This is a genomic window from Streptomyces tsukubensis (assembly GCF_003932715.1).
In the GTDB taxonomy this organism is placed as follows: domain Bacteria; phylum Actinomycetota; class Actinomycetes; order Streptomycetales; family Streptomycetaceae; genus Streptomyces; species Streptomyces tsukubensis.
In genome coordinates this window covers 1,926,995-1,952,225 of record NZ_CP020700.1, presented here as the reverse complement: position 1 = coordinate 1,952,225, position 25,231 = coordinate 1,926,995, and the positions used below count along the sequence as shown (strand labels likewise).

The 25,231-nt window shown below is 72.6% G+C and carries 22 protein-coding genes and 1 riboswitch; of the genes, 13 read left to right on the top strand and 9 right to left on the bottom strand.

The window, feature by feature from the left end; genetic code table 11:
- Positions 1-137 precede the first annotated feature (137 nt).
- Positions 138-255: riboswitch (SAM riboswitch) on the top strand.
- 196 nt (positions 256-451) lie between these two features.
- The gene (locus B7R87_RS07200) at positions 452-1,861 is read left to right on the top strand and encodes an aminotransferase class V-fold PLP-dependent enzyme (protein WP_006349730.1); all 1,410 of its coding nucleotides are present in this window, start codon (positions 452-454) and stop codon (positions 1,859-1,861) included.
- Here the strand turns inward: B7R87_RS07200 and B7R87_RS07195 are convergent.
- The 7 genes from B7R87_RS07195 to B7R87_RS07165 form a co-directional block, all read right to left on the bottom strand.
- Positions 1,789-3,012 (bottom strand): glycerate kinase family protein, encoded by a 1,224-nt coding sequence (locus tag B7R87_RS07195; RefSeq protein WP_006349731.1) that lies wholly within the window; start codon positions 3,010-3,012, stop codon positions 1,789-1,791. The genes B7R87_RS07200 and B7R87_RS07195 overlap by 73 nt on opposite strands.
- A 62-nt stretch (positions 3,013-3,074) precedes the next feature.
- A complete protein-coding gene (locus B7R87_RS07190) occupies positions 3,075-4,490 on the bottom strand; it encodes an SLC13 family permease (RefSeq protein ID WP_006349732.1) in 1,416 nt (471 codons plus the stop codon).
- 169 nt (positions 4,491-4,659) lie between these two features.
- Entirely contained in the window at positions 4,660-5,322 is a 663-nt protein-coding gene (locus B7R87_RS07185; RefSeq protein ID WP_006349733.1) for a response regulator transcription factor, read from the bottom strand.
- Entirely contained in the window at positions 5,319-6,779 is a 1,461-nt protein-coding gene (locus B7R87_RS07180; protein WP_006349734.1) for a sensor histidine kinase, read from the bottom strand. Before B7R87_RS07180 ends, B7R87_RS07185 begins: the two co-directional genes overlap by 4 nt.
- Positions 6,766-7,188 carry a hypothetical protein gene (locus B7R87_RS34385; protein ID WP_006349735.1) on the bottom strand — a complete coding sequence of 141 codons (423 nt, stop codon included), beginning with the start codon at positions 7,186-7,188 and terminating at the stop codon, positions 6,766-6,768. The genes B7R87_RS07180 and B7R87_RS34385 overlap by 14 nt, the downstream gene beginning before the upstream one ends.
- A 177-nt stretch (positions 7,189-7,365) precedes the next feature.
- The gene (locus tag B7R87_RS07170) at positions 7,366-7,647 is read right to left on the bottom strand and encodes an Lrp/AsnC family transcriptional regulator (protein WP_006349736.1); all 282 of its coding nucleotides are present in this window, start codon (positions 7,645-7,647) and stop codon (positions 7,366-7,368) included.
- Positions 7,644-8,309, bottom strand: coding sequence for a rhomboid family intramembrane serine protease (locus B7R87_RS07165; RefSeq protein ID WP_045853122.1), 666 nt, complete (start codon positions 8,307-8,309; stop codon positions 7,644-7,646). The genes B7R87_RS07170 and B7R87_RS07165 overlap by 4 nt, the downstream gene beginning before the upstream one ends.
- Positions 8,310-8,687: 378 nt before the next feature.
- Between B7R87_RS07165 and B7R87_RS07160 the strand changes: the two genes are divergently transcribed.
- The 5 genes from B7R87_RS07160 to B7R87_RS07140 all read left to right on the top strand — a co-directional run bounded on the left by B7R87_RS07160 (position 8,688) and on the right by B7R87_RS07140 (position 14,317).
- Complete coding sequence (locus B7R87_RS07160) at positions 8,688-8,930, top strand: hypothetical protein (protein WP_006349738.1); 243 nt, start codon at positions 8,688-8,690, stop codon at positions 8,928-8,930.
- Positions 8,931-8,976: 46 nt separating this feature from the next.
- Complete coding sequence (locus B7R87_RS07155) at positions 8,977-10,338, top strand: NYN domain-containing protein (protein WP_006349739.1); 1,362 nt, start codon at positions 8,977-8,979, stop codon at positions 10,336-10,338.
- A gap of 384 nt (positions 10,339-10,722) precedes the next feature.
- Positions 10,723-11,757 (top strand): C40 family peptidase, encoded by a 1,035-nt coding sequence (locus B7R87_RS07150; RefSeq protein WP_006349740.1) that lies wholly within the window; start codon positions 10,723-10,725, stop codon positions 11,755-11,757.
- 212 nt (positions 11,758-11,969) lie between these two features.
- Positions 11,970-13,004 carry a C40 family peptidase gene (locus tag B7R87_RS07145; RefSeq protein ID WP_130584562.1) on the top strand — a complete coding sequence of 345 codons (1,035 nt, stop codon included), beginning with the start codon at positions 11,970-11,972 and terminating at the stop codon, positions 13,002-13,004.
- 41 nt (positions 13,005-13,045) lie between these two features.
- The gene (locus tag B7R87_RS07140; RefSeq protein ID WP_187144574.1) at positions 13,046-14,317 is read left to right on the top strand and encodes a hypothetical protein; all 1,272 of its coding nucleotides are present in this window, start codon (positions 13,046-13,048) and stop codon (positions 14,315-14,317) included.
- Here the strand turns inward: B7R87_RS07140 and B7R87_RS07135 are convergent.
- Positions 14,274-15,575, bottom strand: a complete 1,302-nt coding sequence (locus tag B7R87_RS07135) for a glycosyltransferase family 87 protein (RefSeq protein ID WP_006349743.1) — start codon at positions 15,573-15,575, stop codon at positions 14,274-14,276. The two genes, B7R87_RS07140 and B7R87_RS07135, sit on opposite strands and share 44 nt — an antisense overlap.
- Before the next feature lie 176 nt (positions 15,576-15,751).
- Between B7R87_RS07135 and B7R87_RS07130 the strand changes: the two genes are divergently transcribed.
- Positions 15,752-16,906, top strand: a complete 1,155-nt coding sequence (locus B7R87_RS07130; RefSeq protein ID WP_006349744.1) for a glycosyltransferase family 4 protein — start codon at positions 15,752-15,754, stop codon at positions 16,904-16,906.
- Between the two features lie 511 nt (positions 16,907-17,417).
- On the opposite strand, the gene B7R87_RS07125 is transcribed toward B7R87_RS07130, so the two are convergent.
- On the bottom strand, positions 17,418-19,223 hold the full coding sequence (locus tag B7R87_RS07125; protein ID WP_006349745.1) for an AMP-dependent synthetase/ligase: 1,806 nt from the start codon (positions 19,221-19,223) through the stop codon (positions 17,418-17,420).
- Between the two features lie 298 nt (positions 19,224-19,521).
- Between B7R87_RS07125 and B7R87_RS07120 the strand changes: the two genes are divergently transcribed.
- From B7R87_RS07120 to B7R87_RS07095, 6 genes are all read left to right on the top strand, one after another.
- Entirely contained in the window at positions 19,522-20,304 is a 783-nt protein-coding gene (locus B7R87_RS07120) for a metallophosphoesterase family protein (RefSeq protein WP_006349746.1), read from the top strand.
- Positions 20,305-20,476: 172 nt separating this feature from the next.
- Positions 20,477-20,926: an SRPBCC family protein gene (locus B7R87_RS07115; protein WP_006349747.1), complete on the top strand. Its 450-nt coding sequence runs from the start codon at positions 20,477-20,479 to the stop codon at positions 20,924-20,926.
- Complete coding sequence (locus B7R87_RS07110; protein WP_130584561.1) at positions 20,926-22,128, top strand: ArsA family ATPase; 1,203 nt, start codon at positions 20,926-20,928, stop codon at positions 22,126-22,128. The genes B7R87_RS07115 and B7R87_RS07110 overlap by 1 nt, the downstream gene beginning before the upstream one ends.
- A 65-nt stretch (positions 22,129-22,193) precedes the next feature.
- On the top strand, positions 22,194-22,697 hold the full coding sequence (locus tag B7R87_RS07105) for a DUF5304 domain-containing protein (RefSeq protein WP_040916545.1): 504 nt from the start codon (positions 22,194-22,196) through the stop codon (positions 22,695-22,697).
- 147 nt (positions 22,698-22,844) lie between these two features.
- The gene (locus tag B7R87_RS07100) at positions 22,845-23,792 is read left to right on the top strand and encodes an ROK family glucokinase (RefSeq protein WP_006349751.1); all 948 of its coding nucleotides are present in this window, start codon (positions 22,845-22,847) and stop codon (positions 23,790-23,792) included.
- 668 nt (positions 23,793-24,460) lie between these two features.
- Positions 24,461-25,225: an endonuclease/exonuclease/phosphatase family protein gene (locus B7R87_RS07095; protein ID WP_006349752.1), complete on the top strand. Its 765-nt coding sequence runs from the start codon at positions 24,461-24,463 to the stop codon at positions 25,223-25,225.
- Positions 25,226-25,231 lie beyond the last annotated feature (6 nt).

The following is a 25,231-nucleotide window of genomic DNA, read 5'->3' as shown; positions in this document are numbered from 1 at the left end:
CAATGAGCAGGGTCCCCGCCCTGTTCCGTCCCGGGCGCCCCGGGGTGCCGCCCCCTGATGCGTACCCGCGCCGAGGGACGGTCCGGATAGCGGACGGGGGTTGCGAGGTCGCAGGCTGTCGCATACGGTTTGGGCCAGGTCATGAGTGACAGCGACTACGGCCCCGGCCCGCTGTCCGGCAACCCTCCGTCCGTGGCGGGGTGCCCCGGGTGAAGACCAGGCCGTGGGCAGCGAGGCCCGCGGCAAGCGCGGACCCCTGCGACACCCTGGGGTCCTGGTCCTCAAGGGAGCAGCCTCGTGAGCAAGCGAATGCGATAGGGCTTCGTAGCCCCTTCTTCAGCACATCCCCGTACCCCGGAACGCCGTGCGCCCGAGCACCACGCGCCCCTTCCGTCTGCCGTGCGGGGCCTTTGAAGCCTTCATTCCGCCTGCCCTCCCGGGAGAGTTCGTCATGTCCGCATCCGTGTGTCCGCAGCCCGTCGCCACCACCGCCACCGCCGCGACCACCCCCCTCCCCGTACTCGGCAGCGATGTCACCGTCCCGCTCGTCACCGGCGGCGAAGTGACCTACGCCGCGCTCGACTACGCCGCCAGCGCCCCCGCCCTCCAGCGGGTCTGGGACGACGTCGCCGCCTACGCGCCGTACTACGGCAGCGTGCACCGGGGCGCGGGCTATCTCTCCCAGCTCTCCACCGACCTCTTCGAGAACAGCCGCCGCACCGTCGCAGAGTTCCTCGACTGCCGCGACGGCGACCAGGTCGTCTTCACCCGCTCCACCACCGACTCCCTGAACCTCCTCGCCGCCGCACTCCCCGCCGACTGCCAGGTCTTCGTCTTCGAGACCGAGCACCACGCCTCGCTGCTGCCGTGGAGGGATGCCCGGGTGACCTACCTCAACGCGCCGCGGACCCCCGGCGATGCCGTCACCACCCTGGAGCGGGCCCTCGCGGACCGGGACCCGTACGGCCCGGCGCTGGTCTGCGTCACGGGCGCCTCCAACGTCACCGGCGAGCTGTGGCCGGTCAAGGAACTCGCGGCCGCCGCGCACGCCCACGGCGCCCGGATCGTCCTCGACGCCGCGCAGCTCGCCCCGCACCACCCGGTCTCCGTCCAGGAACTGGACGTCGACTGGGTCGCGTTCTCCGGACACAAGCTGTACGCGCCCTTCGGCTCGGGCGTCCTCGCGGGCCGGTCCGACTGGCTGCGCGCGGCCGATCCGTACCTCGCGGGCGGCGGCGCCTCCCGCAAGGTCGCCCGCCGCGCCGACGGCGGCGTCGAGGTGGAGTGGCACACGACGGCCGCCCGCCACGAGGCCGGTTCACCGAACGTCATCGGCGTCTATGCGATCGCCGCCGCCTGCCGCGCCCTCACCGAAGCCGGCTTCGACGGTCTGGTCGCCCGGGAGCAGGCGCTCGTCGCCCGCGTCCGCGCCGGCCTCGCGGAGGTCCCGGAGGTCAAGGTCCTCTCCCTGTTCGGCGACGACGCCCCGCGGGTCGGTGTGATCTCCTTCGTCGTCGAGGGCTGGAACAGCTCCCACTTCGCGGCCGCGCTCTCCGCCGAGTACGGCATCGGTGTCCGCGACGGCCTGTTCTGCGCCCACCCCCTGGTCCGCACCCTGCTGGGCAGCGACCCGCAGGACCCGGGTGAGTGCGGTGCCCCCGAGGCCGAGCCGGGGGAGCGGTCGCTCAACGCCATCCGGGTCAGCTTCGGCGCCGGTACGCCCGACGAGCACCTGGACCGCTTCATCGGCGCCGTCCGTGAGCTGGTCACCGACGGCGCCCGCTGGACCTACCGCACCGAGGACGGCAGGTGCGTCCCGGACCCCGGGACCGTGCCCGCGGCCACCGCGCCGACCGGCTGACGCTCCGGGATCCGCGTCCCGATCAGCACCATCCGCAGCGCCCGCTCGGTCGCGTCGGTGAGGAACTCCCCGCCGCGGCCGAGGGCCTCGGTCAGGGTCACCGGAGCCGGCAGGATCGCGCTGTACGCGTCCACCCCCGCCGACCGCACCTGGTGCGCGCCCTCCCCGATCGTGCCCGCCAGGGCCAGCACCGGACGGCCGTACCGCTTGGCCCGCCGGGCGACCTCGGCGGGCACCTTGCCGCGCGTCGTCTGGTGGTCGAGCGCCCCCTCCGCGGTGAGCACCAGATCCGCCCGGGCCAGCCGGGCGTCGAGGTCGAGATGGTCGAGCAGGACCTCGAACCGGGGCAGCAGCAGGGCGCCGAGCGCCGCGAGCCCCGCGCCGAGCCCGCCGGAGGCGCCCGTCCCCGGGCCCTCGTACAGATCGGCCCGGACGCCCAGATCGCGGGTGAGGACGTCCGCCCAGTGCTCCAGCGCCGCCGACAACTGCTCGACCTGCTCGGGCGTCGCCCCCTTCTGGGGGCCGAAGACCCGGGCCACCCCCCGCTCACCGCAGAGCACGTTGAACGGATTGCAGGCGACCCGGATATCGGTACGGCCGAGCCGAGGGTCGAGACCGGAGACGTCGATCCGGTCCAGCCGGAGCAGCTCCCGTCCGCCGTACGGGAGTTCCGTGCCGTCCGCGGTGAGGAGCCGCGCCCCGAGGGCCTGGAGGGCGCCCGCACCGCCGTCGGAGGTGCCGGAGTCGCCGCAGCCCACCAGGATCTCCCGGGCGCCCTCGTCGAGCGCGGCACGGATGAGTTCACCGACGCCGTAGGTCGTGGTGGCGGCCGGGTCCCGCAGATCGCGCGGCACCAGCGACAGTCCGGCGACCGCGGCCATCTCCACCACGGCCGTGTACTTGTCGAGCATCGCGAAATGCGTGGCGACCGGCCGGCCCGTGGGCCCGGTGGCGGTCAGCCGGACGAGCCGCCCGCCGGCCGCCGCGGCCAGCGCCTCGGCGGTGCCCTCCCCGCCGTCCACCAGGGGGATGAGGTCGATCTCGGCACCGGGCACCACCCGGCGGACCCCGGCTGCGATGGCGTCGGCCGCGGACTGGGCGGACAGGGACTCCTTGAAACCGCTGGGTGCGACGGCGAAACGGGTCAGCATCGTATGAACTCCCGGTACGGGTGAGGAACAAGTGAGGGTGAGGGGGGCGGACCGGCCGCGGCTCAGGGGGTGACGGGAACGCCGACCAGCGGCCAGACCGCCACCGCGAACAGCAGCACCAGCGCGGCGGTCATGGGCGCCAGCACCGCGGACATCCGCAGCAGATCGCGAGGGGTGTACGTGGGGATATCCGGTATGTCGGAGTAGAGGGTGACGGGCTTCGCGGAAGCGGGCAGCGTATGGCAGAACCCGGCGGCCGCCGTGGACGCCAGCGCCGCCGCCACCGGATTGACCCCGGCGCCCACGGCCGCCGCCACGACCAGCGGCACCAGCACCGACGAACGCGCCGAACGGGACTGCAGAACGAGGTGCGCCAGCGTCGAAACGATGACCACGACGGCCAGGAAGGCCCATGCGGGCACATCCAGCGGCACCCCGCCGACCAGCCACTTCGCGGCCCCGGAGTCGGCCAGCGCCACACCCATCGCCATCGTCGCGGCCATGAAGAGCAGCATCGACCAGGGCACGGTCTTCAGCGCGTCCTTCAGCCTGACGGTCCCCAGCGCGGGCGACGCGGCGACCACCGCGCCGATCAGCGCGACCACGGCCGGCGGCACCCGGTGCAGCGGTTCGCTGCACCACAGCGCCACCACGGTGGCCAGCAGCAGCGCACAGCGCGCCTCCGCCTGCGACCAGGGCCCGGTCACTGGAGCCTCGGTGTGCTCCTGGATCTGCTCGGCGGTGATGTGCACGGGGCCGGTACGGTCCGCCCGCTTCGTGGTCGTGAACAGCACCACCTCGGCGGCCAGATGGGAGGAGACGATCGCCAGCGGCAGCCCGATCAGCAGCCACTCGGCGAAACCGATGCTCTCCCCGGTGGCCTCCCAGAGCACGGACACGGTGATCAGATGGGCACCCGCACCGATGAGGGTCGCCACCGCGGAGAGCAGGATCACCGTCGGGAACAGCAGCGCCAGCATCACCACCAGCCGCTTCCGGTCGGACAGCGCCTTCGCCAGCGCGATGAACACCGGCAGCGCGAGTGCGGCCCGCCCGGAGGTCGCGGGCACTGCGAAGGCCGTGACCACCAGCGCCGCGGTGGTCAGATGCACCAGTTGGCGGACCGTTCGGGCGCCGGTGACCAGAAAGGCTGCGGCCCGGCCGGCGAGCCCGGTCCTGGCCACCGCGGCGGCCAGGACGAAGGCGCAGATCAGCAGCCAGACGGTGTCGTCGCCGAGGGTCCCGAAAAGGGTGTCACTGGTGATCACCCCGGTCGCCGTGAGCGCCAGCCCCGCACCCAGCGCGATATAGGTGTCGTCGATCGGGGTGCCGATCCACGCGCAGGTGGCGATGGCGAAGACGCCGAGGGTGATCCGGGCGTCGCCGCCCAGTCCGGGGAAGTTGCCGGGAACGACGAGCAGCGCGCAGATGCTGAGCGCCACACAGAGGGTCGCGGCCTGTCGCAGGTTCAGTGTCACGGAATAGAGGTTTCATCCGCGCGGTGAGCACTTCATGAGCCGATGATGAAAGGAACTTCACCAAGCCGTACGGCCGGGAGCGCATCGCGGCACGGGGGGTGACGCGCGAAAGCCGTACGGCGTGTTCACCGTACGGCTCCCGATGGATGCGCCCCCTGCCGCGCCGGGTTCACTCCGGCAGGCGGTAGCCCATGCCGCGGACCGTCTCCACCCGGTCGGCCCCCAGCTTCTTGCGCAGCGCCCGGACGTAGACGTCGACGATGTTGGACCCGGGGTCGAAGTCGTACCCCCAGACATGGGAGAGGATCTGCTCCCGGGACAGCACCTGCCCCGGATGGCGCAGGAAGAGTTCGAGCAGCACGAATTCACGGGCCGTCAGATCGACCATCCGCTCCCCGGAGCGGGCCCGGCGGGTCCGCAGGTCGAGGGTGAGTTCGCCGTTGCGCAGCACGGTGACCTCCGGCGCCCGGGCGGCCGTGCGCAGCCGCAGCCGCACCCGGGCCAGCAGCTCCTCGAAGCGGAACGGCTTGGTCATCCAGTCGTCGGCGCCGCCCTCCAGACCGGCGACCGTGTCCCGTACGGAGTCCCTGGCCGTCAGCACGATCACCGGCACCGACACCTGGGCCTCGCGCAGTTGGCGCAGCACGGTGAAGCCGTCCCGGCCGGGCAGCCCGATATCGAGGACCACCAGATCGAAGCCGCCGGTCACGGCGTAGTCGTAGGCCGCGTCCCCGTCGTGGACGACGCTGGTGGTGAAGCCGTTGGCGCGCAGTCCCTTCTCCACGAACGACGCGATGCGTTCCTCGTCCTCGACGATCAGTATCCGGCTCACGGGGTCGCTTCCTTCTGGAGTACGAGAACGAAGGTGGCGCCGCCGCCTTCGGTCGGGCGCAGTTCGACGTGCCCGCCGTGCCCTTCGGCGATGGCCTTGACGATGGCGAGCCCCAGCCCTGCGCCGGTGGCCCGGGAGCCGCGACGGGCGGTGCCGCGCCGGAAGCGCTCGAAGATGACCTCGGCGTCCTGGGGCTGTACGCCCGGCCCGCTGTCGGCGACGTACAGCTCGATCCGGTCGCCCACGTCGCGCGAACCGATGCTGACCCGCTGCCCCATGACCGTGTGCTGGACCGCGTTCTGCGCCAACTGCACCATGGCCTGGGTGATCCGCTGCGAGTCGAGCATGACCTCGGCGTCGACCGCCCCGGCCAGCTGCCAGTCCCGTTCCCCGAGGGCCCGCGCCTTGACGAACACATCGGCCGTCAGCTCCCCGGTCTGGACCGGCTCGGGGGTGATGAAGTCCGGCCGCTCCGCCTTGGCGAGCAGCAGCAGATCCTCGACGATCCGGCTCATCCGGTCCAGTTCCTCCATCACGATCCGGACGGTCTCCTCCCGCTCGGCCGGATCGTCGCCCATCAGCTCCAGATGGCCGCGGACGATGGTGATGGGGGTACGGAGTTCATGGCCCGCGTCGTCGACGAACTCCCGCTGCGCCGCGAACGCCCGCTCCAACCGGTCGAGCATGGCGTTGAAGGTCTCGGCGAGCGCGGCGATGTCGTCGCGGCCCTCGACCGGGATGCGCTGGGTCAGGTCCTGCTCGGTCAACTGGGCGGCGGTGGTACGGACGAGCCGTACGGGACGGAGGATGCGGCCGGCGACGACCCAGCCGATGCCGGTGGTCATCAGCAGGGCCACGCCGGATATCGCGAGCAGCATATGGAAGACGTCGGTCGCCTTCTTCTGTTCGCCCGCGGGGTGGATGGCGACGACGAACGCCGCTTCGGGATGGCCGTTGGGCGACTCGATGGGGACCTTCGCCCAGCGGATGTCGCCCTCTGGGCGTTCGAGGACGGCGGCGGAGTCGCCGGAGCTGTAGATCTCCTGCCGGGAAGGTTTGTCCTCCACGAGGGGGTAGGCCATTCCGTGGTCCCGGCTCTGCTGAATCTTGTTGTGACCCTCTGTGGGGTTGAAGACCAGACCGAGGAGTTCCTCGTCGGGATCCGGATACTGCCGGGTCAGGAAGGTCTTCAGCAGTTGGCCGGGATCGGTGAAGGGCTGCCCGGTGGCGGGATCGCGACCGTGCTCGACAAAGCTGGCGAATTCATTGGTTTCCTGCACCAGAAGACCGTTGATCCGGTGGTCGGCGTCGCGCAGCAGCGCCGACCGGGTCGCCAGGGCCACCGCGGCGAGTGCCACGGCCATGACTATGAGCAGCCAGAGAAGGATCCGGGCCCGGGCCGAGACGGTCCGGGCCCGTGCGGTGACCCAGCGGCGCAGTGGTTCAGCCGTCGTCACCGAAGTCGTCGCCTCCCGGGCCGTCGTCGTCCCCGCCGTTGTTGCCCGGTGCGGGCTTGGTCGCACCGCCACCCGTACCGCCGCCCGTAGTGCCTCCGGTGCCGCCTCCGGTGGCTCCGCCGTTCGTGGCCGGCCGGTCGGTGACCGGGCTCTGCGAGGGGGTGGCCGGGGGAGCGTCGTCGTCGCCCGGGTTCTCGCTCACCGGGGGCGCCACCGTCTCGTCGCCCTGTGTCGGGCCGGGGCTGCCGGCCGTCCCCGTGGGGCCGCCGGGCGATTCGGACTCCAGCTTCACCTTCGGCGGGACCTTGGGGGTGTCGGAGCTGTCGGTGAGGGCGTAGCTGGTCACCGCGATCCCGAGGGGGATCGCGACGACGGCGATCAGGGCCGCGATGCGGTGGGAGAAGAGCATGGTGTCGATGGTGGGAGCCGCAGGGCGTCATCCGGATGAGAAGAAGATGAAGAATTCCTCATCAGAAGGTTTCCTGCAGGGAAAGCTGCTGGTGGCGGGGGTGCTGTGACCACTGTGACGGGGGCCACGGGGCGCTCCGGAGGATCGGCCGGACGGGCCCGGGCCCGTTGCCGGGGGTCAGGCGTCCAGGCCGATGGCGAACGCGGCTTCCAGGTCGTGCTGGGAGTACGTACGGAACGCGACATGGGTGTCGGTGCCGAGGACGCCCTCGACCTTGCTGATCCGGCCCGGGATCACATCGGCGAGGTTCTCGTGCCGGGGCACCCGGACCATGGCGATCAGGTCGTACGTCCCGGTCACCGAGAAGACCTCGCTCACGTTCTCCAGCGCCGCGATCTCGTCGGCGATCTCGGGGATGCGGTCCACGCTGGTCTTGATGAGCACGATCGCGGTGATCACGGTTGGCTGTCTCCCTCGGTGGCCGCTGCTGGTGCCTTCACTCTAGCCGGACGCCGGAAACGTCCCCACGCGTAGAGGAAGCCGATCGCGAACCCCACCAGATGCGCCAGATAGGCCACCGCGGGCGAGCCCTGGCCGAGCCCCGTCGCCGCGAGCCACTGGAGTACGAACCAGAACACCAGCACCAGCCGGGCGGGGAAGCGCAGCGGAAGGAAGAAGAGGAACGGGAAGAGACTGGTGACCCGGGCTTTCGGGAAGAGGAAGAGAAAGGCCCCGAGCACCGCCGAGATCGCCCCCGAGGCGCCGACCAGGGTCTGTTCGGAGTCCGCGTTGGCGACGGCGTAGGCGGCCAGCGCCGCATAGCCGGCCCCCAGATAGAAGAGGGTGAACCGCAGTCGCCCCAGGTGTTCCTCGGTCATGGCGCCGAACACGTACAGAAAGAGCATGTTCCCGAGGAGATGCAGCCAGTTGCCGTGCACGAACAGTGCGGTGAGCGGGGTGAGCAGGGCGCCCGGTGTCCCGTCGACGAGCGCGGCGGGGATCACCCCCCAGCGGGCGAAGTACGCGCCCTGGGCCGCGGTGAGGGCCTCCCCGGTGCCGTAGGAGCGGTTGAGCCCCGATACCGGGCCGATGAGGAAGACCGCGCAGCAGACGGCGATCAGCGCCCGGGTGACGGCCGGAGCGCGGGCGTCCGGGGGATCTGCGCCGGGGGCCGCCGTTCCGGGCGTAGGAGCGTCTCCGTCCTCCGGTGGACGCACCGCTCCGGTCGCGGTCGTACGGCACGCTCCGCGCGGTGCCCGCCGCGCCGCCGCGTCGAGCGCACGCCGGGCCGCCTGCTGCCAAGGACTCACGGGGCAAATAATGGCGTAAGGGCTGCAAACGGTACAGAGTGCCTCGCCGTGTCACCGTACCCCCGCGAGGCCATAGAGTTACGGGCAGTACACCCGCAGTTCGACGGCGCACCGCGGTGACCGGACCAACCGCACGAACCGCAAGGATCAGACCGGATGCAACCCGTGACGAACAGGACGGACGGAACGATGACGACGGTGCCCACGCCGACGGCCGACACCCGCTGGCGCTGCACGCTCTGCGGCAACCTGACCCGCTTCGATGTGACCCGCTCCTCCAAGGTCGTGGAGTACGTCCATCTGGACCTGGCCGGAGAGCCCGCCGTCGAGGAGCGGGAGGTGCTCAGTGAGACCATCGACTCCGTGCGCTGCCGCTGGTGCAACGCCGTGGATCAGATCGAGCTGGTGGACAGGCCCGGCGCGACCTCCTGAGCGGAGGCTGCCGGGTCTCGGTTGACGGGTAGTGGGGTGACGGATCGTGGAGCAGCCTGAGAGCGGCGCCCAACCGGCCGGGCCGGCCGGTGACGCCGCGGAGGCGCTCGACCGGCCGTTGCCGGAGGGTGTCCGGCGCAGGGTCGTGGCCCTGGTCGCCGACGCCTTCGGCGGGCTGACCGTGCCGGAGCTGCCCGCCCAGCTCCGGCAGTACGCCCGCTTCACCCCCTCCCGGCGCGCCCGGCTCGCGGGCAACGCGATGGCCGCGGCCCTGGAGAGCGACCCCGTCTTCCGCCAGCGCATCGGTGACCGGATCACCAGCGCGCAGCCCGAGCTGTGCGCCGCGCTGGCCGCCGGTGCCCCGCCGGCCGCCGCCGATCCGCTGGACGTGGCCGCCGCCGCGTACATCGTGCGCCCCACCGGATGGGTGAAGCTGGTGGCCGCCGCGGGCGAGGAGGCCCAGCGCGCGGACGCCGAGCGCGCCGACGAGGCCGGACGGCTGGAGCTGGAGCGGCTCCGGGACGAACTGGCCGAGGCCCGGACCCTGACCCGCAGCGAGACCGAACGGCTGCGGACGGAGCTGGAGACGGCCCGTAAGGAAGCGGAATCGCTTCGCCGGAAGCTGCGCAGCGCCGAGAGCGATATCAAGCGCGGTGAGGCCGCACTGCGCCGCGCGGGTGCCGAACTGGACACGGCCCGGGCCGAGGCGGCGGCACAGGTCTCCGCCGCCGAGAGCGAGACCCGCCGGCTCAAGGCCCGGCTCGGGGAGGCCGAGGCGAGTGCCGAGGCCGGGCGCCGGGCCGCCCGCGAGGGCCGCTCCATCGAGGACATGCGGCTGCGGCTGCTGCTGGACACCGTGCTCGACGCCGCCCAGGGGCTCCGCCGGGAACTGGCGCTGCCGCCCGCCTCCGTCCATCCCGCGGACACCGTGGACGCCGTGGAGCCCGGCCGGATGTCCCCCAAGGACATCGCGGCCCGCGCCCTGTCGGAAACGGATCCGGCCCTGCTCGACCAGCTGCTCGCACTGCCCCAGGTCCATCTGGTCGTCGACGGCTACAACGTCACCAAGACCGGCTATCCGACGATGCCGCTGGAGAAGCAGCGGCTGCGGCTGCTCGGCGGGCTCTCCGTACTCGCCGCCCAGACCGGGGCGGAGATCACCTGTGTCTTCGACGGCGCCGAACTGGCCGCGCCGGTGCTGCTCGCCCCGCCGCGCGGTGTACGGGTCCTGTTCTCCAAGCCCGGGGTGACCGCCGACGAACTGATCCGCCAGATGGTACGGGCCGAACCGCCGGGGCGCCCCCTGGTCGTCGTCTCCACCGACCGCGAGGTCGCCGACGGCGTCGCCAAGGCCGGGGCCCGCCCGGTGGCTTCGCTGCTGCTGCTCAAACGGCTGTCCCGGGTCTGAAACCCGACACCCGGACCCGATTCCGGACCATCATCCCACCGTTGGGGTTGAACGCCCCGATTTCCGTGCAGTACACCCCTTTTGATGGCTCCTGAGGTCCTCCGGTACGGAACGGACGGTCAACTACCCCTGACACAGGGTGGGGCGAGGGTAAAAGAATGCCCGGACGGCCGGAATTTTTCGGATGAGGATTTGAACTGATCACAAGAGTGTCACTAGGGTCGGGCCTCGAACCTTCGCACGGTTGATCGCCCAGCCGGGGTGACAGCGAAGAACCGCCGAATTCGCCACCGACGGCCGTTTCACGGGGGAGCCGCTCGGAGCGCAGCCGGGGACCCGTGTCCCCTTCCGGCAGGCGGTGCCGAGGAGAAGGAGCCCGCCTCCGTGGCGTCCCACCGTCGTGCCAAGCAGCCGGGCCGTACCCGCGTCACCGTTCTCACCGCGACCGCCGCCGCGGCCGTCGCGCTGACCTCCCAGAGCGCCAACGCCGCCCCGCAGCCCAGCAAGAGCGAGGTCAAGGCGAAGGTCGACAAGCTGTACGAGGAGGCCGCCCAGGCCACCGAGAAGTTCAACGGCGCCAAGGAGCAGCAGACCAAGCTGCAGCAGCAGGTCGATGCCATCCAGGACCGGGTCGCCCGCGGCCAGGACGAGCTCAACACCCTCCGCAACAACCTCGGAACGGTCGCCGCCGCCCAGTACCGCTCCGGCGGTATCGACCCGGCGCTCCAGCTCTTCCTCTCCTCCGACCCGGACACCTACCTCGACAAGGCGTCCGCGCTCGACCAGATCGGCAGTCGGCACAGCGACGCCATCGACCAGATGCAGGAGAAGCGGCGCAACCTCGCGCAGCAGCGCAAGGAGGCCCAGGGCAAACTCACCGACCTGGCCGAAGCCCGCCAGCAGCTCGGTGCCAAGAAGCGCGAGGTGCAGGCCAAACTGGGCGCCGCGCAGAAGCTGCTGAACACCCTCACCGCCAAGGAGCGGGCCGAGATCAAGCAGGAGGAGACCCGCGCCAACCGGGCCTCCACCAGCGCCCGCCCCGACCTCGGCAAGACACTGCCCGGGTCGAGCACCGCGGCGGCCGCCTTCGCCGCCGGCCAGAGCAAGATCGGCAAGCCGTACCTCTGGGGCGCCACCGGCCCCAACTCCTTCGACTGCTCCGGCTTCACCTCCTGGGCGTACAAGCAGGCCAACGTCAAGCTCCCGCGGATGTCCCAGGACCAGGCCAACGCCGGTACGCGGATCTACAAGCAGAGCGACCTCAAGCCCGGAGACCTGGTCATCTTCTACGGCGACCTGCACCACGTCGGCCTCTACGCGGGCAACGGCCAGGTCCTCCACTCGCCGCGCTCCGGAGCCGTGGTGCGTTACGAGTCCATGAACAACATGCCGTTCCAGTTCGGCGTGCGCGTCGGCTGACACCCGCCGCGGGCCCGTTCCCGCGCCACACCCGGGCATGCCGCCCGATCGGGCGAATCTCCGCCCCCCGGACTGATACCGCGCCCCGCCGTTGACCTGTGGTCTCCCGGCGGGGCGCCGCCGTATCCGCCCGTACCGCCCGCGCCCGCAGGGTGATGGCCCGGCTACTGTCTGCCGCGCACGAATCCCCGTACGCGGAAGGAGCGCGCTCCGTGGCGTCCCATCGACGGTCCCCACAGCCCGGCCCCACCCACGGTGCCCGGCTCACCGTCCTCTCCGCGGCAGCCGCCGCCACGGCCGCCGCCGCGCTCGGCGCCGTCCCGGCGGGCGCCGCGCCCGGCGAACCCGCGACCCCCCAGTCGGCCCGCGCCGGGGTCGACCGGCTGCTGGCCGACGCCGAACGCGCCACCGAGGAGTTCAACCGGGCCGACGAACGGGCCGGGGAGCTGCGGCAGCGCACCAGAGCCGCCCAGGACGCCCTGGCCCGCGGCCAGGAGCGGGTCAACCGGATGCGCGGCGCCCTCGGCGCGGTCGCGGGCGCCCAGTACCGCTTCGGCGGCACCGACCCGGCCCTGATGCTGCTGCTCTCCTCCGACCCCGACACCTTCCTGCGCCGCGCCGAAGTCCTCGACCGGATCAGCGCCCGCCAAGCGGGCACCCTCAACGCCTATCTCCACGCCCAGCGCGAACTGGCCCAGCAGCGCGCCGAAGCCGTCCGCGACCTCGCCGAACTGGAACGCTCCCGGGCCGCCGTCGCCCGCCACAAACGGTCCGTCGAACGGAAACTCGCCGCGGCCCGCAGGGTCCTGAACACCCTCCCCGACGGCGAACACGACCCCTACGCCCGCGCCTCCCGCTCCGCCCGCGGCCCGCTCCTCGCACCCGGCGACGCCGCACCCTCCGCCCGCGCCGCCGCCGCGGTCGACGCGGCCCGCAGCGCCGTGGGCCGGCCCTACATCTGGGGCGCCAACGGCCCCTCCGGCTTCGACTGTTCCGGCCTCACCCAGTGGTCCTACGCCCAGGCGGGCGTCGGACTGCCCCGTACCTCACAGGCCCAGCGGTACGCCGGACAGCGGGTACCGCTCTCCCAGGCCCGCCCCGGCGACCTCGTCGCCTACCGCGACGACGCCAGCCATATCGGCATGTACGTCGGCAACGGACAGGTCGTCCACGCGCCCTACCCCGGTGCCGCCGTCCGCTACGATCCGGTCGGCATGATGCCCGTCTCTTCGGTCACCCGGGTCTGAACATCCGGCCGCCCGGCCCCGCGTTCCGTACGATCAGCCGCGTGGCGGTGCACGGAAGGCCGGACCGGACCCCTGAGGGCCGGCCGAGCGGACGGAACGAACAGCCGGGGCGGCGACGGGCCCTGGCGCTCTCCCTCGCCCTGGTGGCGGGCGGGACGACGGGCTGCGCCCCGGACTCACGGGCGTCCGCGCATACCGTCGACTCCGTCCAGGAGACCCTCAACGCCCGCGCGGCCGCCCTGCTCAACCGGGACGAGCAGGGCTACCTCGCCGTACTCGCCGGCGAACAGACCGAACTGCGGGCCGCCGAACGGAAGGTCTTCCGCAATCTGGCGCACGTACCCATCGGCTCCTGGGCCTACCGGCTCGGCGCGGTACGGCGCGACGGGCCCAAGGTCCATGCCGAAGCCGAACTCCACTACCGGGTACGCGGCTACGACACCGCACCCGTCGTCGTCCCCCGCCGGCTCGAACTGGGCCTCCGCGACAGCCGCTGGTACCTGACCGCGGACCGGCCCGGCCAGGGCGCCGCCGAGCAGCTGTGGCAGCAGGGCCCCGTCACCGTGGTCCGGGGCCGCAGCTCGCTGGTCCTCGCCGTCGGCCGGCCCGTCGAACGCCTGCGGGCCCTGGCGGAAGCGGTCGACCGTACGGTGCCCGTCGTCTCCCGGGCCTGGCGCGGCCCGTGGCCCGGCCGTGTCGTGATCATGGTCCCGGGGTCCCTGGAGGCCATGGGCGGCCTGCTGGGCACGCCCCCGGCCGCCTACCGGGGCATCGCGGCCGTGACCACCGGCGAGACCGGTACCTCGGCCGCCGTCCCCGCGGACCGGGTGATCGTGAACCCCGTCGCGTACGACAGCCTCGGCGACGTCGGCCGGAGCGTGGTCCTCGCCCACGAGACCACCCATGTCGCCACCCGCAGCGCGACCTCAGCCTCCACCCCGATGTGGCTGTCCGAAGGCTTCGCCGACTGGGTCGCCTACCGCGACACCCCCCGGACCACCGGCCAGAACGCCCCCGAACTCCACCGCTCCGTCCAGCAGGGCGAAGTCCCCGCCACCCTCCCCGCCGACCACGACTTCTCCTTCGGCGGCGACCAGGCGACCCTGTCCCGGGCCTACGAGGGCGGCTGGCTGGCCTGCGAGCTGATCGCCTCCCGCTGGGGCGAGGACACCCTCGTACGGTTCTACCGGCAGATCGGGGCGGGCCGTGAGCGGACCGCCGCCGTCACCAAGGCCATGCACCAGTTCCTCGGCCTCGGCCCCGAGGAGTTCACCGCGCGCTGGCGCGACTATCTGCGGGACCGGCTGGCATAACGGCCGCCGCGGTGTCGGTATCCGCCGGGTTGGTCACGGTTCCCGCTTCCGCGACAGCGCGCCACAGCCCCCGGCAGGCGGTCAGCGCCGCGGCGACCAGCAGGGCGTTGCGGACCAGGATCAGCGCCACCCCCGCCGGGCGGCTCGCCACCACCTCGTCGAAGTAGAGCGGAAACTCCAGCACCGTCACCGCCGTCGCCGCCAGTACCAGTACGGCGGGCAGCGTCATCCGCGCCGGGCGGCGCAGCAGACAGACGGCCGCCAGACCGACCAGCCACAGCAGATACTGGGGGCTGATCACCCGGCTCGTGGTGGTGAACAGCAGCACGGCCGTGAACGCGGCGTCCGGCACCACACCGGGTACGGCCCCGAGCCCGGCACCCGCCGCCGTCGCCGCGCGCAGCCGCCACAGCACCAGCCAGCCCAGCGCCACCGCCGCCAGCCCCAGAGCGACACCCGAGACCAGCGGGACATACGGCCCGAGGAACTCCAGCGAGCCGTAGTGCAGCAGCACCTGCCCCTCCCAGTCGCCCACCAGCCGCCAGACGTGGAACACCAGCGCCCCCAGCGACTCCACCTCCGTACCCCGGTCCCGCTGATGCGCCAGGAAACCGAAGGCACCCGGCACGGCGAGCGCCGCGACCAGCACCACCACGGCCGTCACCGCCGCCGCCCACCACACCCGCGCCCGGGCCACCCCCGTCAACAGCAGCACCGGCCACACCTTCACCAGCGCACCCACCGCCACCAGGGCACCCATCAGCCCGGGCCGCCGCACCCCCGCCAGCAGCGCCCCCACGGCGACCGCGGTCACCATCAGGTCGTACCGGGCGTACGCGGTCGGACCCAGCAACGGCACCCCCGCCACCCACACCCACACCCCCCGCACCGAACCCCCCGGACGGCGGGCCGCGCCCAGCAGCAGCACCAGCACCACCGCATCGCACAACAGCGCGAGGACGAAGAACGCGGCCGTGTAGTCGAGGAACGGCAGCAGCGACGGCGAGAGGATCGCGAGCGCCGCGGCCGGCGGATACTGCCAGGTGACGTCGTCCACCGGGAACACGCCGGTACGCAGCACCTCGTACCAGCCCCGGTAGATCACCGAGACGTCCGACGTGACGTCCGGGCCGGGCACGGTCACCAGCCCGAACACGCACACCAGCAGAACGGCCCGGGTCAGCAGCCACCCGGCGGCGATCGCGCCCAAGGCCCGCCCGGTGCACCCCGTGACACCCCTGCGCCGCCCGTCGGTCATGGCCGCCCCTTCTCCCGGCAGATGCCACGCCCGCTCCCGAGGCGGCCGCACCCCGCACATGATGCAGCCGCCCGGCACGCCGGACCGTGAGGCACGGCCGGACGCACCCCGGCCGGGTGTGCCGGGACCGGGTGTGCCGGGGCCGGTACGGACCCGATTGGTACTGTCGGCCCACGATGCACAAGACCCTGATCGTGACCAACGACTTTCCCCCGCGGCCCGGTGGCATCCAGGCGTTCCTGCACAACATGGCCCTGCGACTCGACCCCGACCGGCTCGTCGTCTACGCCTCCACCTGGAAGCGGGGCCCCGAAGGAGCCGAGGCGACCGCCGCCTTCGACGCGGAGCAGCCGTTCACCGTCGTACGGGACCGCACCACGATGCTGCTGCCCACCCCCCGCGTCACCGCCCGCGCCGGCGCACTCCTGCGGGAACACCGGTGCACCTCGGTCTGGTTCGGCGCGGCCGCCCCCCTCGGGCTGATGGGCCCCGCCCTGCGCAAGGCCGGAGCCGACCGGATCGTCGCCACCTCCCACGGCCACGAAGCGGGCTGGGCCCAGCTGCCCGCCGCCCGGCAACTGCTCCGCCGCATCGGCGAAGGCACCGACACGATCACCTACCTCGGCGAGTACACCCGCTCCCGCATCGCCGCCGCGCTCACCCCCGCCGCCGCCGCACGGATGGTCCAGCTCCCGCCCGGCGTCGACGAGAAGACCTTCCACCCCGGCTCCGGCGGTGCGGCCGTACGCGAACGCCTCGGCCTCACGGACCGGCCCGTCGTGGTCTGCGTGTCCCGGCTCGTCCCCCGCAAGGGCCAGGACACCCTGATCCGCGCCATGCCGCGGATCCTCGCCCAGATCCCCGGCACCGTCCTCCTGATCGTCGGCGGCGGACCCTACGAGAACGACCTGCGGCGACTCGCCGAGAACACGGGCGTCACCGCATCCGTACGCTTCACCGGCGCCGTGCCCTGGGACCAGCTCCCCGCCCACTACGGCGCCGGAGACGTCTTCGCCATGCCCTGCCGGACCCGGCGCGGCGGACTCGACGTCGAAGGGCTCGGGATCGTCTACCTGGAGGCGTCCGCGACCGGCCTCCCCGTCGTCGCGGGCGACTCGGGCGGCGCGCCGGACGCCGTGCTGAACGGCGAGACCGGCTGGGTGGTGCGCGGCGGCACCGACGAGGCGGCGGTGGCGGAGTCGGCGGAGCGGATCGTGACCCTGCTGGCGGACGAGGAGTTGCGGCGGCGCATGGGCGCCAGGGGGCGCCGGTGGGTGGAGGAGAAGTGGCGCTGGGACCTGCTGGCGACGAGGCTGCGGGCGCTCCTATAGCGGGCCCCGGGGGTGGGGGTGCCGTTGCCCGCGGGGTGCGGGCTGCTCCTGCCGCCCCCGGCCCGGTGCGGGTCTCTTGTGCGGTTGAGTCCTGTCACTCCGTGGGGTAGGTCACCGACCTTGTCGGGTGCGGGTGGGTCGGTGGCCTCCGGGCTCACCTCCTCGCGGCCTGCGATGCACTGCCCCGAAGCGCGTCCGGTCTTGTCGCAGGTCCACTGCGGGGGCGACCCTGCACCCCCCTCCCACGTGATCCCCGCATGATCAGGTCCCAAGGTCCTCGGTGTCGTTGCGCGTCACCGGGGAGGGGTTCCAGAGCACCGGGAGCGGTCCTTCTCAGGGGCGGTGAGTCAGGCAACCCAGGGGCGCTGGGGGTCCCCCCATTGCCGAAGGCGTAGGTGGGGGCACCTCCCACGCCGCCAGGCGTAGGGGGAGGAACTGCGCGACCAGCCACCCACGGCCCGCGGCCGGACACGCAACATCAGCCACCAACGGCGCTCGCCGCCCCCGCCCCTTAACGAGACGCGGTCCCGTAGAGGGATTCGATCTCCTCCGCGAAGTCCTTCGCCACGACGCTCCGCTTCAGCTTCAGCGACGGCGTCAAATGACCCGCCTCCTCCGTGAACTGCGCCCCCAGCAGCCGGAACTTCCGTACCGACTCCGCCTTGGACACCGCCGCGTTGCCGTCGTCGACCGCGCGCTGGATCTCCGCCAGCAGCTCGGGGTCGTCGCGCAGCGACTCCGCGGTCGACCCGGCGGGCTTGCCGCGCCCCGCGGCCCAGCGGCCCAGGAACTCCTCGTCGAGGGTGATGAGCGCGCCCACGAACGGCCGGCCGTCGCCGACGACCATGCATTCGGCGATCAGGGCATGCGCCCGGATCCGGTCCTCGATGACCGCCGGGGCGACGTTCTTGCCGCCCGCGGTCACCAGGATCTCCTTCTTCCGGCCCGTGATGGAGAGGTAGCCGTCCTCGTCGAGGGTGCCGATGTCACCGGTGTGGAACCAGCCGTCGCGGAGAGCTTCCGCGGTCGCCGCCTCGTTGTTCCAGTAGCCCTCGAAGAGGTGCTCGCCGTGGAGCAGTACCTCGCCGTCGTCCGCGATCCGTACCACCGTGCCGGGCAGCGGCTGGCCGACCGTGCCGATCTTCTGCCGGTCCCAGGGGTTGAAGGCGGTCGCCGCGCAGGACTCGGTGAGCCCGTAGCCCTCCAGGACGGTGAAGCCGATACCGCGGAAGAAGTGCCCGAGGCGTTCGCCGAGGGGCGCGCCGCCGGAGATCGCGTACTCGCCGCGGCCGCCGAGCACCGCCCGGAGCTTGCGGTAGACGAGCTTGTCGAAGACGGCGTGCTTGAGGCGGAGCCCCAGGGAGGGGCCCTGCGGGCCGTCCTGGGCCTTGCTGTAGGCGATGGCGGTCAGGGCCGCCCGGTCGAAGATCTTGCCCTTGCCGTCGGCCTGGGCCTTCGCCCGCGCCGCGTTGTAGACCTTCTCGAAGACCCGCGGCACGCCGAGTATCACGGTGGGCCGGAAGGCGGCCAGATCGTCGGTGAGGGTCTTGATGTCGGGGAGGGTGCCCAGTTTGATGGGTGCCATGACCGCGGCCAGCTCGGTCATCCGCCCGAAGACGTGCGCGGCGGGCAGGAAGAGCAGGACGGAGCTGTCGCCGGTCCGGAAGAGCGGCTTGAGGCGCTCCACGATGTTGCCGCATTCGGCGAAGAACGCCCGGTGGGTCAGGACGCAGCCCCGCGGCCGCCCGGTCGTCCCCGAGGTGTAGACGATGGTCGCGACGTCGTCGGCCTTGAGGCTGCCGCCGCGCTCGTCGACCTCCGCATCGGAGACCTCCGCGCCCGCCGCGGTCAGCTCGTCGACGGCGCCTTCGTCGATACGCCAGACGGAGCGCAGTTTCGGCAGGTCGTCCCGGACGGAGGCGACGGCCGCCGCGTGCGTCGCGCTCTCGACGGCGATGGCGACCGCCCCGGAGTCGGAGAGGATCCACGCGATCTGCTCGGCCGAGCTGGTCTCGTACACGGGCACGGACACCGCGCCCGCGCTCCAGATCGCGAAATCGAGCAGAACCCACTCGTAGCGGGTGCGGGACATCAGGGCCACCCGGTCGCCGGGGCCGACGCCGGAGGCGATCAGGCCCTTGGCGGCGGCACGCACCTCGGCGAGGAACTGCCGGGCGGTGACATCGGTCCAGCCGCTGTCCGTCCGGCGGCCCATGACCGCGACATCGGGGTGCTGAGCGGCGTTGCGGTGGATGAGGTCCGTCAGGTTTCCGTCGGCAGGGACCTCGTACAGGGCCGGAAGGCTGAACTCGCGCAAGACTGCTGCTCCTCATCGGGCGCCGGCGCCACAGCTTCGTGGCGGGTGCACTGGGCTGCCCGGACGTTACCCAGCGGTAGTCCGTTCCGGGTAGGGGGTTCCGGCCAGATGTTCCGTGCGTCACACCCGCCGGCACCGGCGTACCGCAGATCCACAAGACACGACCGGTGCCCACGGTAGTCGACGGTTGCCGGTACGCGGAAGAACGGCAGGTCCGGCGCGCGGGCCCGGCGCGCGCCGGGCGCACAGAGCTAGGGTTGATCGCCGGGGCCGGACGGAGTCAGGGGAGGGCGTACGAGTGAGCACACGGGTCAATGTCGTCAGCGATGTGCACGGCAACGCGGCGGATCTCGCCGCCGCGGGCGCCGGTGCCGATGCCCTGGTCTGCCTGGGCGACCTCGTCCTCTTCCTCGACTACCACGATCGTTCACGGGGGATCTTCCCCGATCTCTTCGGCGTCGAGAACGCCGATCTGATCGTCTCCCTGCGCACCGCCCGCCGCTACGAGGAGGCCCGTGACCTGGCCCGGAGCCTCTGGGCCGGACTCGACCCCGACGGCGGGAGCCGGGAGGCGCTGATCGAGGACGCGGTCCGCCGCCAGTACGCGGAACTGTTCGCGGCCTTCCCCACCCCGACGTACGCCACCTACGGGAACGTCGACATCCCGGGGCTCTGGCCCGAGTACGCCCGCCCCGGTGTCACCGTCCTCGACGGCGAGCGGACCGAGATCGGCGGTCTGGTCTTCGGCTTCGTCGGCGGCGGGCTGACCACCCCGCAGCGCACGCCGTACGAGATCTCCGACGAGGAGTACGCGGCGAAGGTCGAGGCCCTCGGCGAGGTCGACGTGCTCTGCTCGCACATCCCGCCCGAGGTGCCGGAGCTGACCTACGACACGGTCGCCCGCCGCTTCGAACGCGGCAGTACGGCACTGCTGGACGCGATCCACCGGGTACGGCCCCGGTACGCCCTCTTCGGCCATGTCCACCAGCCACTGGTGTCCCGGATGCGGGTCGGCGCGACCGAGTGCGTCAACGTCGGGCACTTCGCGTCGACCGGGCGGCCGTGGACCCTGCAGTGGTGATCCGGGGAGTACGGTTCCCGCGCTCCCCGGCCCCCGCGTGATCGTCCGGGGTGTGGACCGGGTGCCTTCCCGGTCGCGATAGCCTGCACACCACATATTCACCCCTTCACCCCGGGACGTGCGGCGTCCGTCCGTGTCCGGGCCGGGTACCGCACTGTGAGGAGCCGCGGCGATGGCGGAACACACCAGCTCAAGCATCATCATCGACGCGGCGCCCGCCGAAGTCATGGATGTGATCTCGGACTTCGACCGCTACCCCGAGTGGACCGGAGAGGTGAAGCTGGCCGAGGTGGTCTCCCGGGACGCGGAAGGGCGGGCCGAGGAGGTCCGGCTGGTCCTCGACGCCGGAGCCATCAAGGACGACCACACCCTCGCGTACACCTGGGGCGGCCCCGACCAGGTGAGCTGGACCCTGGTGAAGTCCCAGATGCTGCGGGCCATCGACGGCTCGTACACCCTGCGCCCGGTGGACGGCGGCGACCGCACCGAAGTCACCTACCGGCTCACCGTGGACGTCAAGATCCCCATGCTCGGCATGATCAAGCGCAAGGCCGAGAAGGTCATCATCGACCGTGCCCTCGACGGGCTGAAGAAGCGCGTCGAGAGCGGATCCGCGGTCTGATGCGGACGGTCCTCGTCACCGGGCTCGGCGGCGCGGGCCGTACCACCGTCGCGGCGGCGACCGCGCTGGCCGCGGCCCGCGGCGGACGCCGCACCCTGCTGCTGTCGCCCGAGCCGGGCGAGGCCCTGGCGGCCGTCCTCGGACTCGACGCGCCGCCGTCGGCCGTGCCCGGCGAGTCCGCTCCCGGACTGTGGGTGGCGCGGATCGACGCGGGCGCCGACTTCCGTACCGAGTTCCTCGCCTTCCAGGAGCGGGCCGGTGCGGCCCTCGAACTCCTCGGCGCCGCCCCGCTCGCCGGGGAGGAACTGACGGAACTCCCCGGCAGCGAACAGTTCGCCCTGCTCAGGGCGATCGCCCGGCATACCCGTGGGGACACGGCACCCGATCTCGTCGTGGTCGATCTGCCGCCGCTCGCCGAGAGCGTCGCCCTGCTCGCCCTGCCCGGACAGCTGCGCCGCTATCTCCGCAGGCTGCTGCCTGCGGAGCGGCAGGCGGCCCGCGCCCTGCGGCCCGTACTGGCCCAGCTCGCCGGAGTTCCGATGCCCGCGCAGTGGCTCTACGACACCGCCGCCGGCTGGGACCGCGATCTGGCCGCCGTGGAGGAGCTGCTCGCCGCCCCCGGGACCGGTCTGCTGCTGGTCGCGGAGCCGTCCCCGGCGGCCACCGACGCGCTGCGGGCCGCCCGGCCGGGGCTGGCGCTCCACGGGCTGCGGGTCGGCACGCTGGTCGCCAACCGGCTGCTGCCCGCCCACTCCGCCGACCCCTGGCTGGCGGGCCTCACCGCCGAGCAGAACAAATGCCTGGACGAATGGGGCGAATGGGAGGAGTGGGGCGAGGCTCACGGGCTGCCGCATCTGGGGCGCGAGCCGCGCGGCGCCGACGATCTGGCCCGGCTGCCCGTGCCCGTACCGGTTTCGGCCGCCGCGGCGCTCCGCCCCGGCCCCTCGGCCGAGGGAGTCGAGGACCGGCGGGCCGAGGACGGCATCCTCACCTGGACCATCCCCCTGCCCGGTGCCACCAAGGACCGGCTCGGCCTGGTGCGGCGCGGCCGTGAACTCGTACTCACCGTGGGCCCGTTCCGCAGGATCGTTCCGCTGCCGTCCGCGCTCCGCCGCTGCACGGTCACCGGCGCCGCACTCGCCGACGGCCTGCTCACCGTCCGCTTCACCCCGGATCCCGGGCTCTGGCCCGAGCGGGACTGAACGCTTCCCGCGGGGTCGGGTACCGTCGAAGGAGACCACCCGACGCGCCTGTGCAGGAGTACGAGATGAGCGATGCCACCGGACGTCCCGCCGACGCCGACGTGACCGCCGACCCCTGGGGCGATGCCTGTGCCGAGGATCTGGAGGCGGAGAAGGCGCGCCGCCGCGCGGAGTACGGGACCCCGCCCGGTACGGCCGCCGACGAGCTGCGCAAACTGTTCGGCGCCGTGGCCGACAAGGTCACCGAATTCCAGTCCTCGCTGCCGGGGATGGCCGCGCAGAGCGCCGTCCAGCAGTTCGTGAACCAGGCGAAGTCGGCGGTGGAGCCGGTCATCGAACGCAACCCCCAGGTCTTCGACCACCTCGCCGCAGCCGGGGGCGAACTGCTCGCGGCCTACCGCTCCGCCGTCCAGGGCCAGGAGCACCACTGGACCCGCGGCGCGACCGCGGAGAAGCCGGCGGACGCCTCCCGCGACGGCGACCGCGAAAAGCGCAGCGAGCACGACGGCCGCAACGACCGCGGTGACGACGGCCCGGCGGCCGGCGAGAAGATCGACCTCGACGACTGAACGACCCGCCGACCGCCCCGGCCCCGGGCCGGTCCCGACCGGTGCCCCGGTGATCACAACGGTGATCACAACCGGCCGGAAACGGTCCCCGCTCCGGTACGGTTGCCCCCGTCCGGGCTCGAACCGATCGCAGGGACAACAGGGGACATGGCACTCACCATCGGCGTTGACATCGGCGGAACGAAGATCGCGGCGGGCGTGGTCGACGAAGAGGGCAATGTCCTCGAAACCCACACCGTTCCCACCCCGCCGACGGCCGACGGCATCATCGAAGCCATCTGCGCCGCCGTCGACGGAGCGCGGGCGGGCACCGGCGGGGAGATCGCGGCCGTCGGCATCGGTGCCGCGGGCTATGTCGACGACAAACGCGCCACGGTGATCTTCGCGCCCAATATCGACTGGCGCCACGAACCGCTCAAGGACAAGGTCGAGCAGCGCGTCGGACTGCCCGTCGTGGTGGAGAACGACGCCAACGCCGCGGCCTGGGGCGAGTACCGCTTCGGCGCCGGACAGGGCCATCACGACGTCATCGTCATCACCCTCGGCACCGGCCTCGGCGGCGGCATCATCATGGGCAACAAGCTCCGCCGCGGACGCTTCGGCGTGGCCGCCGAATTCGGCCATGTCCGGGTCGTCCCGGACGGGCTGCTCTGCGGCTGCGGCAGCCAGGGCTGCTGGGAGCAGTACGCCTCCGGGCGTGCCCTGGTCCGCTACGCCCGCCAGCGCGCGGCCGCGACACCGGAGCGGGCGGCGGTCCTCCTCGGTCTCGGCGACGGCACGGTCGACGGCATCCAGGGGCAGCACATCAGCGCCGCGGCGCGACGCGGCGACACGGTCGCCGTCGACTCCTTCCGGGAGCTGGCCCGCTGGGTGGGAGCGGGGCTCGCGGATCTCGCGTCCCTCTTCGACCCGTCGGCGTTCATCATCGGCGGCGGCGTCTCCGACGAGGGCGAACTCGTCCTCGACCCCGTCCGCAAGTCCTTCCGGCGCTGGCTGGTCGGCTCCCAGTGGCGCCCGCACGCCCAGGTCCTCGCGGCCGAACTGGGCAACCGCGCGGGCCTGGTCGGCGCGGCGGACCTCGCCCGCCAGGGCTAGGGAGTTTCTTTCGGATCAGGCCGGACCAGCGAGTGGGGGCACCACCCACGCCCTTGGGCGTAGGGGGAGGGTCTGGTGCGTTCGATCGCAAGGCGGAGGAGGGAGTCCACGCGGAGCGTAGGCGACTGACGACAACGCGGCGAGCGGGCGTGGCTGGGGGCACCCCCAGCGGTAGCTGGGGGAGGCACGCGAGCCCGGCAAGATCCGAAAGAGACGACCTAGGCCTTTCCGGAAACAGCGCCGTCCGCCCGCCGGGCCGGGCCTGCGCCCTCCAGCCCCCCCCCGGTGCATGCAATCCGCAAGGCGGTGGGGGCCGGCCCGTGCCCGAAGGGCTGCGGGGGAGTACTCGGGACATCCCTGCAAGCCGGGGGGCTCTCCGGGCGGTGGCCCAGGGCGTACCCCCCACCGGGTAGCCGTCCGTTGCCGACGGGCCGCCCCCTGCACCCCTTCGGGCCCGGCGGCCCAGGTGGTGCCTCCACCGCATGGACCCCTCCGGGCCGGCGGACCCGGGAAAGCCTGCCCCGTGCGTTGCCGTTGGCCACCGATGGGTTCCCGCTCCCTTCGGGCGTGGGAACCCCCGCTCACCGGTCGGGCCGCTCCCACCGGGAGACCCCGTATCCGCCGTATCCGCCGTACTCCGCAGCCCCGCAGTTGTCAGAATGGGGCGCATGTCGATCAGCGCGATGCCCAACTCCCGTACGAATCCCGACGGATCCGTTGTCGTCCGGGCGCTCAGCTACAACGTCCGCTCCCTCAGGGACGACGAGGACGCCCTGGTCCGGGTGATCCGTGCCTGCGCCCCCGACCTGGTGTTCATCCAGGAGGCGCCGCGGTTCTTCCGCTGGCGCAAGCACGCCGCCCGGCTGGCGTCGAAGACGGATCTCGTGGTCCTGTCCGGCGGTGCCACCGCCGCCGGACCGCTGCTGCTCTGCTCGCTCCGGGCGACCGTGGACCGCACCGAGGACATCCTGCTGCCGCTCATCCGGGGCCAGCACCGCCGGGGTTTCGCGACCGCGGTCGTACGCTTCGGCGGCTCCGCCCCGCTCGGCGTGGTGAGCTGCCACCTCAGCCTGCACCCCCGGGAGCGGTTCGCACAGGCGGGGATGCTGCTGGACCGGCTCGCGGCACTCGGCACGGAGTACACCGTCGCCGCGGGGGACATCAACGAGGAGCCGGACGGGGCGGGCTTCCGCCGGCTCGCCGCCGGGCACCAGGACGGCTGGGCGGTCGCGCCCTGGGGCGGTGAGCACACCTTCCCCCCGAGCGCGCCGCGCAAGCGGATCGACGCCTTCTTCGCGAGCCCGGGCGTCGAGGTGCTGGCCTGCGGAGTGCCGTCGCAGCTGCCGGGAGTGGCCGAGACGGACCTGCGCGCGGCCACCGACCATCTGCCGGTCCTGGCCGCGCTCCGCGTCCCCGCCGCGGCCACGGGCTGAGGCCGG

Coding starts and splice junctions, on each gene's coding strand:
- B7R87_RS07135 (WP_006349743.1), bottom strand. CDS start 15,575: ATGACCGACGGGCGGCGCAGGGGTGTCACGGGGTGCACCGGGCGGGCC.
- B7R87_RS07160 (WP_006349738.1), top strand. CDS start 8,688: ATGACGACGGTGCCCACGCCGACGGCCGACACCCGCTGGCGCTGCACG.
- B7R87_RS34385 (WP_006349735.1), bottom strand. CDS start 7,188: ATGCTCTTCTCCCACCGCATCGCGGCCCTGATCGCCGTCGTCGCGATC.
- B7R87_RS07100 (WP_006349751.1), top strand. CDS start 22,845: ATGGCACTCACCATCGGCGTTGACATCGGCGGAACGAAGATCGCGGCG.
- B7R87_RS07200 (WP_006349730.1), top strand. CDS start 452: ATGTCCGCATCCGTGTGTCCGCAGCCCGTCGCCACCACCGCCACCGCC.
- B7R87_RS07110 (WP_130584561.1), top strand. CDS start 20,926: ATGCGGACGGTCCTCGTCACCGGGCTCGGCGGCGCGGGCCGTACCACC.
- B7R87_RS07195 (WP_006349731.1), bottom strand. CDS start 3,012: ATGCTGACCCGTTTCGCCGTCGCACCCAGCGGTTTCAAGGAGTCCCTG.
- B7R87_RS07130 (WP_006349744.1), top strand. CDS start 15,752: ATGCACAAGACCCTGATCGTGACCAACGACTTTCCCCCGCGGCCCGGT.
- B7R87_RS07095 (WP_006349752.1), top strand. CDS start 24,461: ATGTCGATCAGCGCGATGCCCAACTCCCGTACGAATCCCGACGGATCC.
- B7R87_RS07105 (WP_040916545.1), top strand. CDS start 22,194: ATGAGCGATGCCACCGGACGTCCCGCCGACGCCGACGTGACCGCCGAC.
- B7R87_RS07115 (WP_006349747.1), top strand. CDS start 20,477: ATGGCGGAACACACCAGCTCAAGCATCATCATCGACGCGGCGCCCGCC.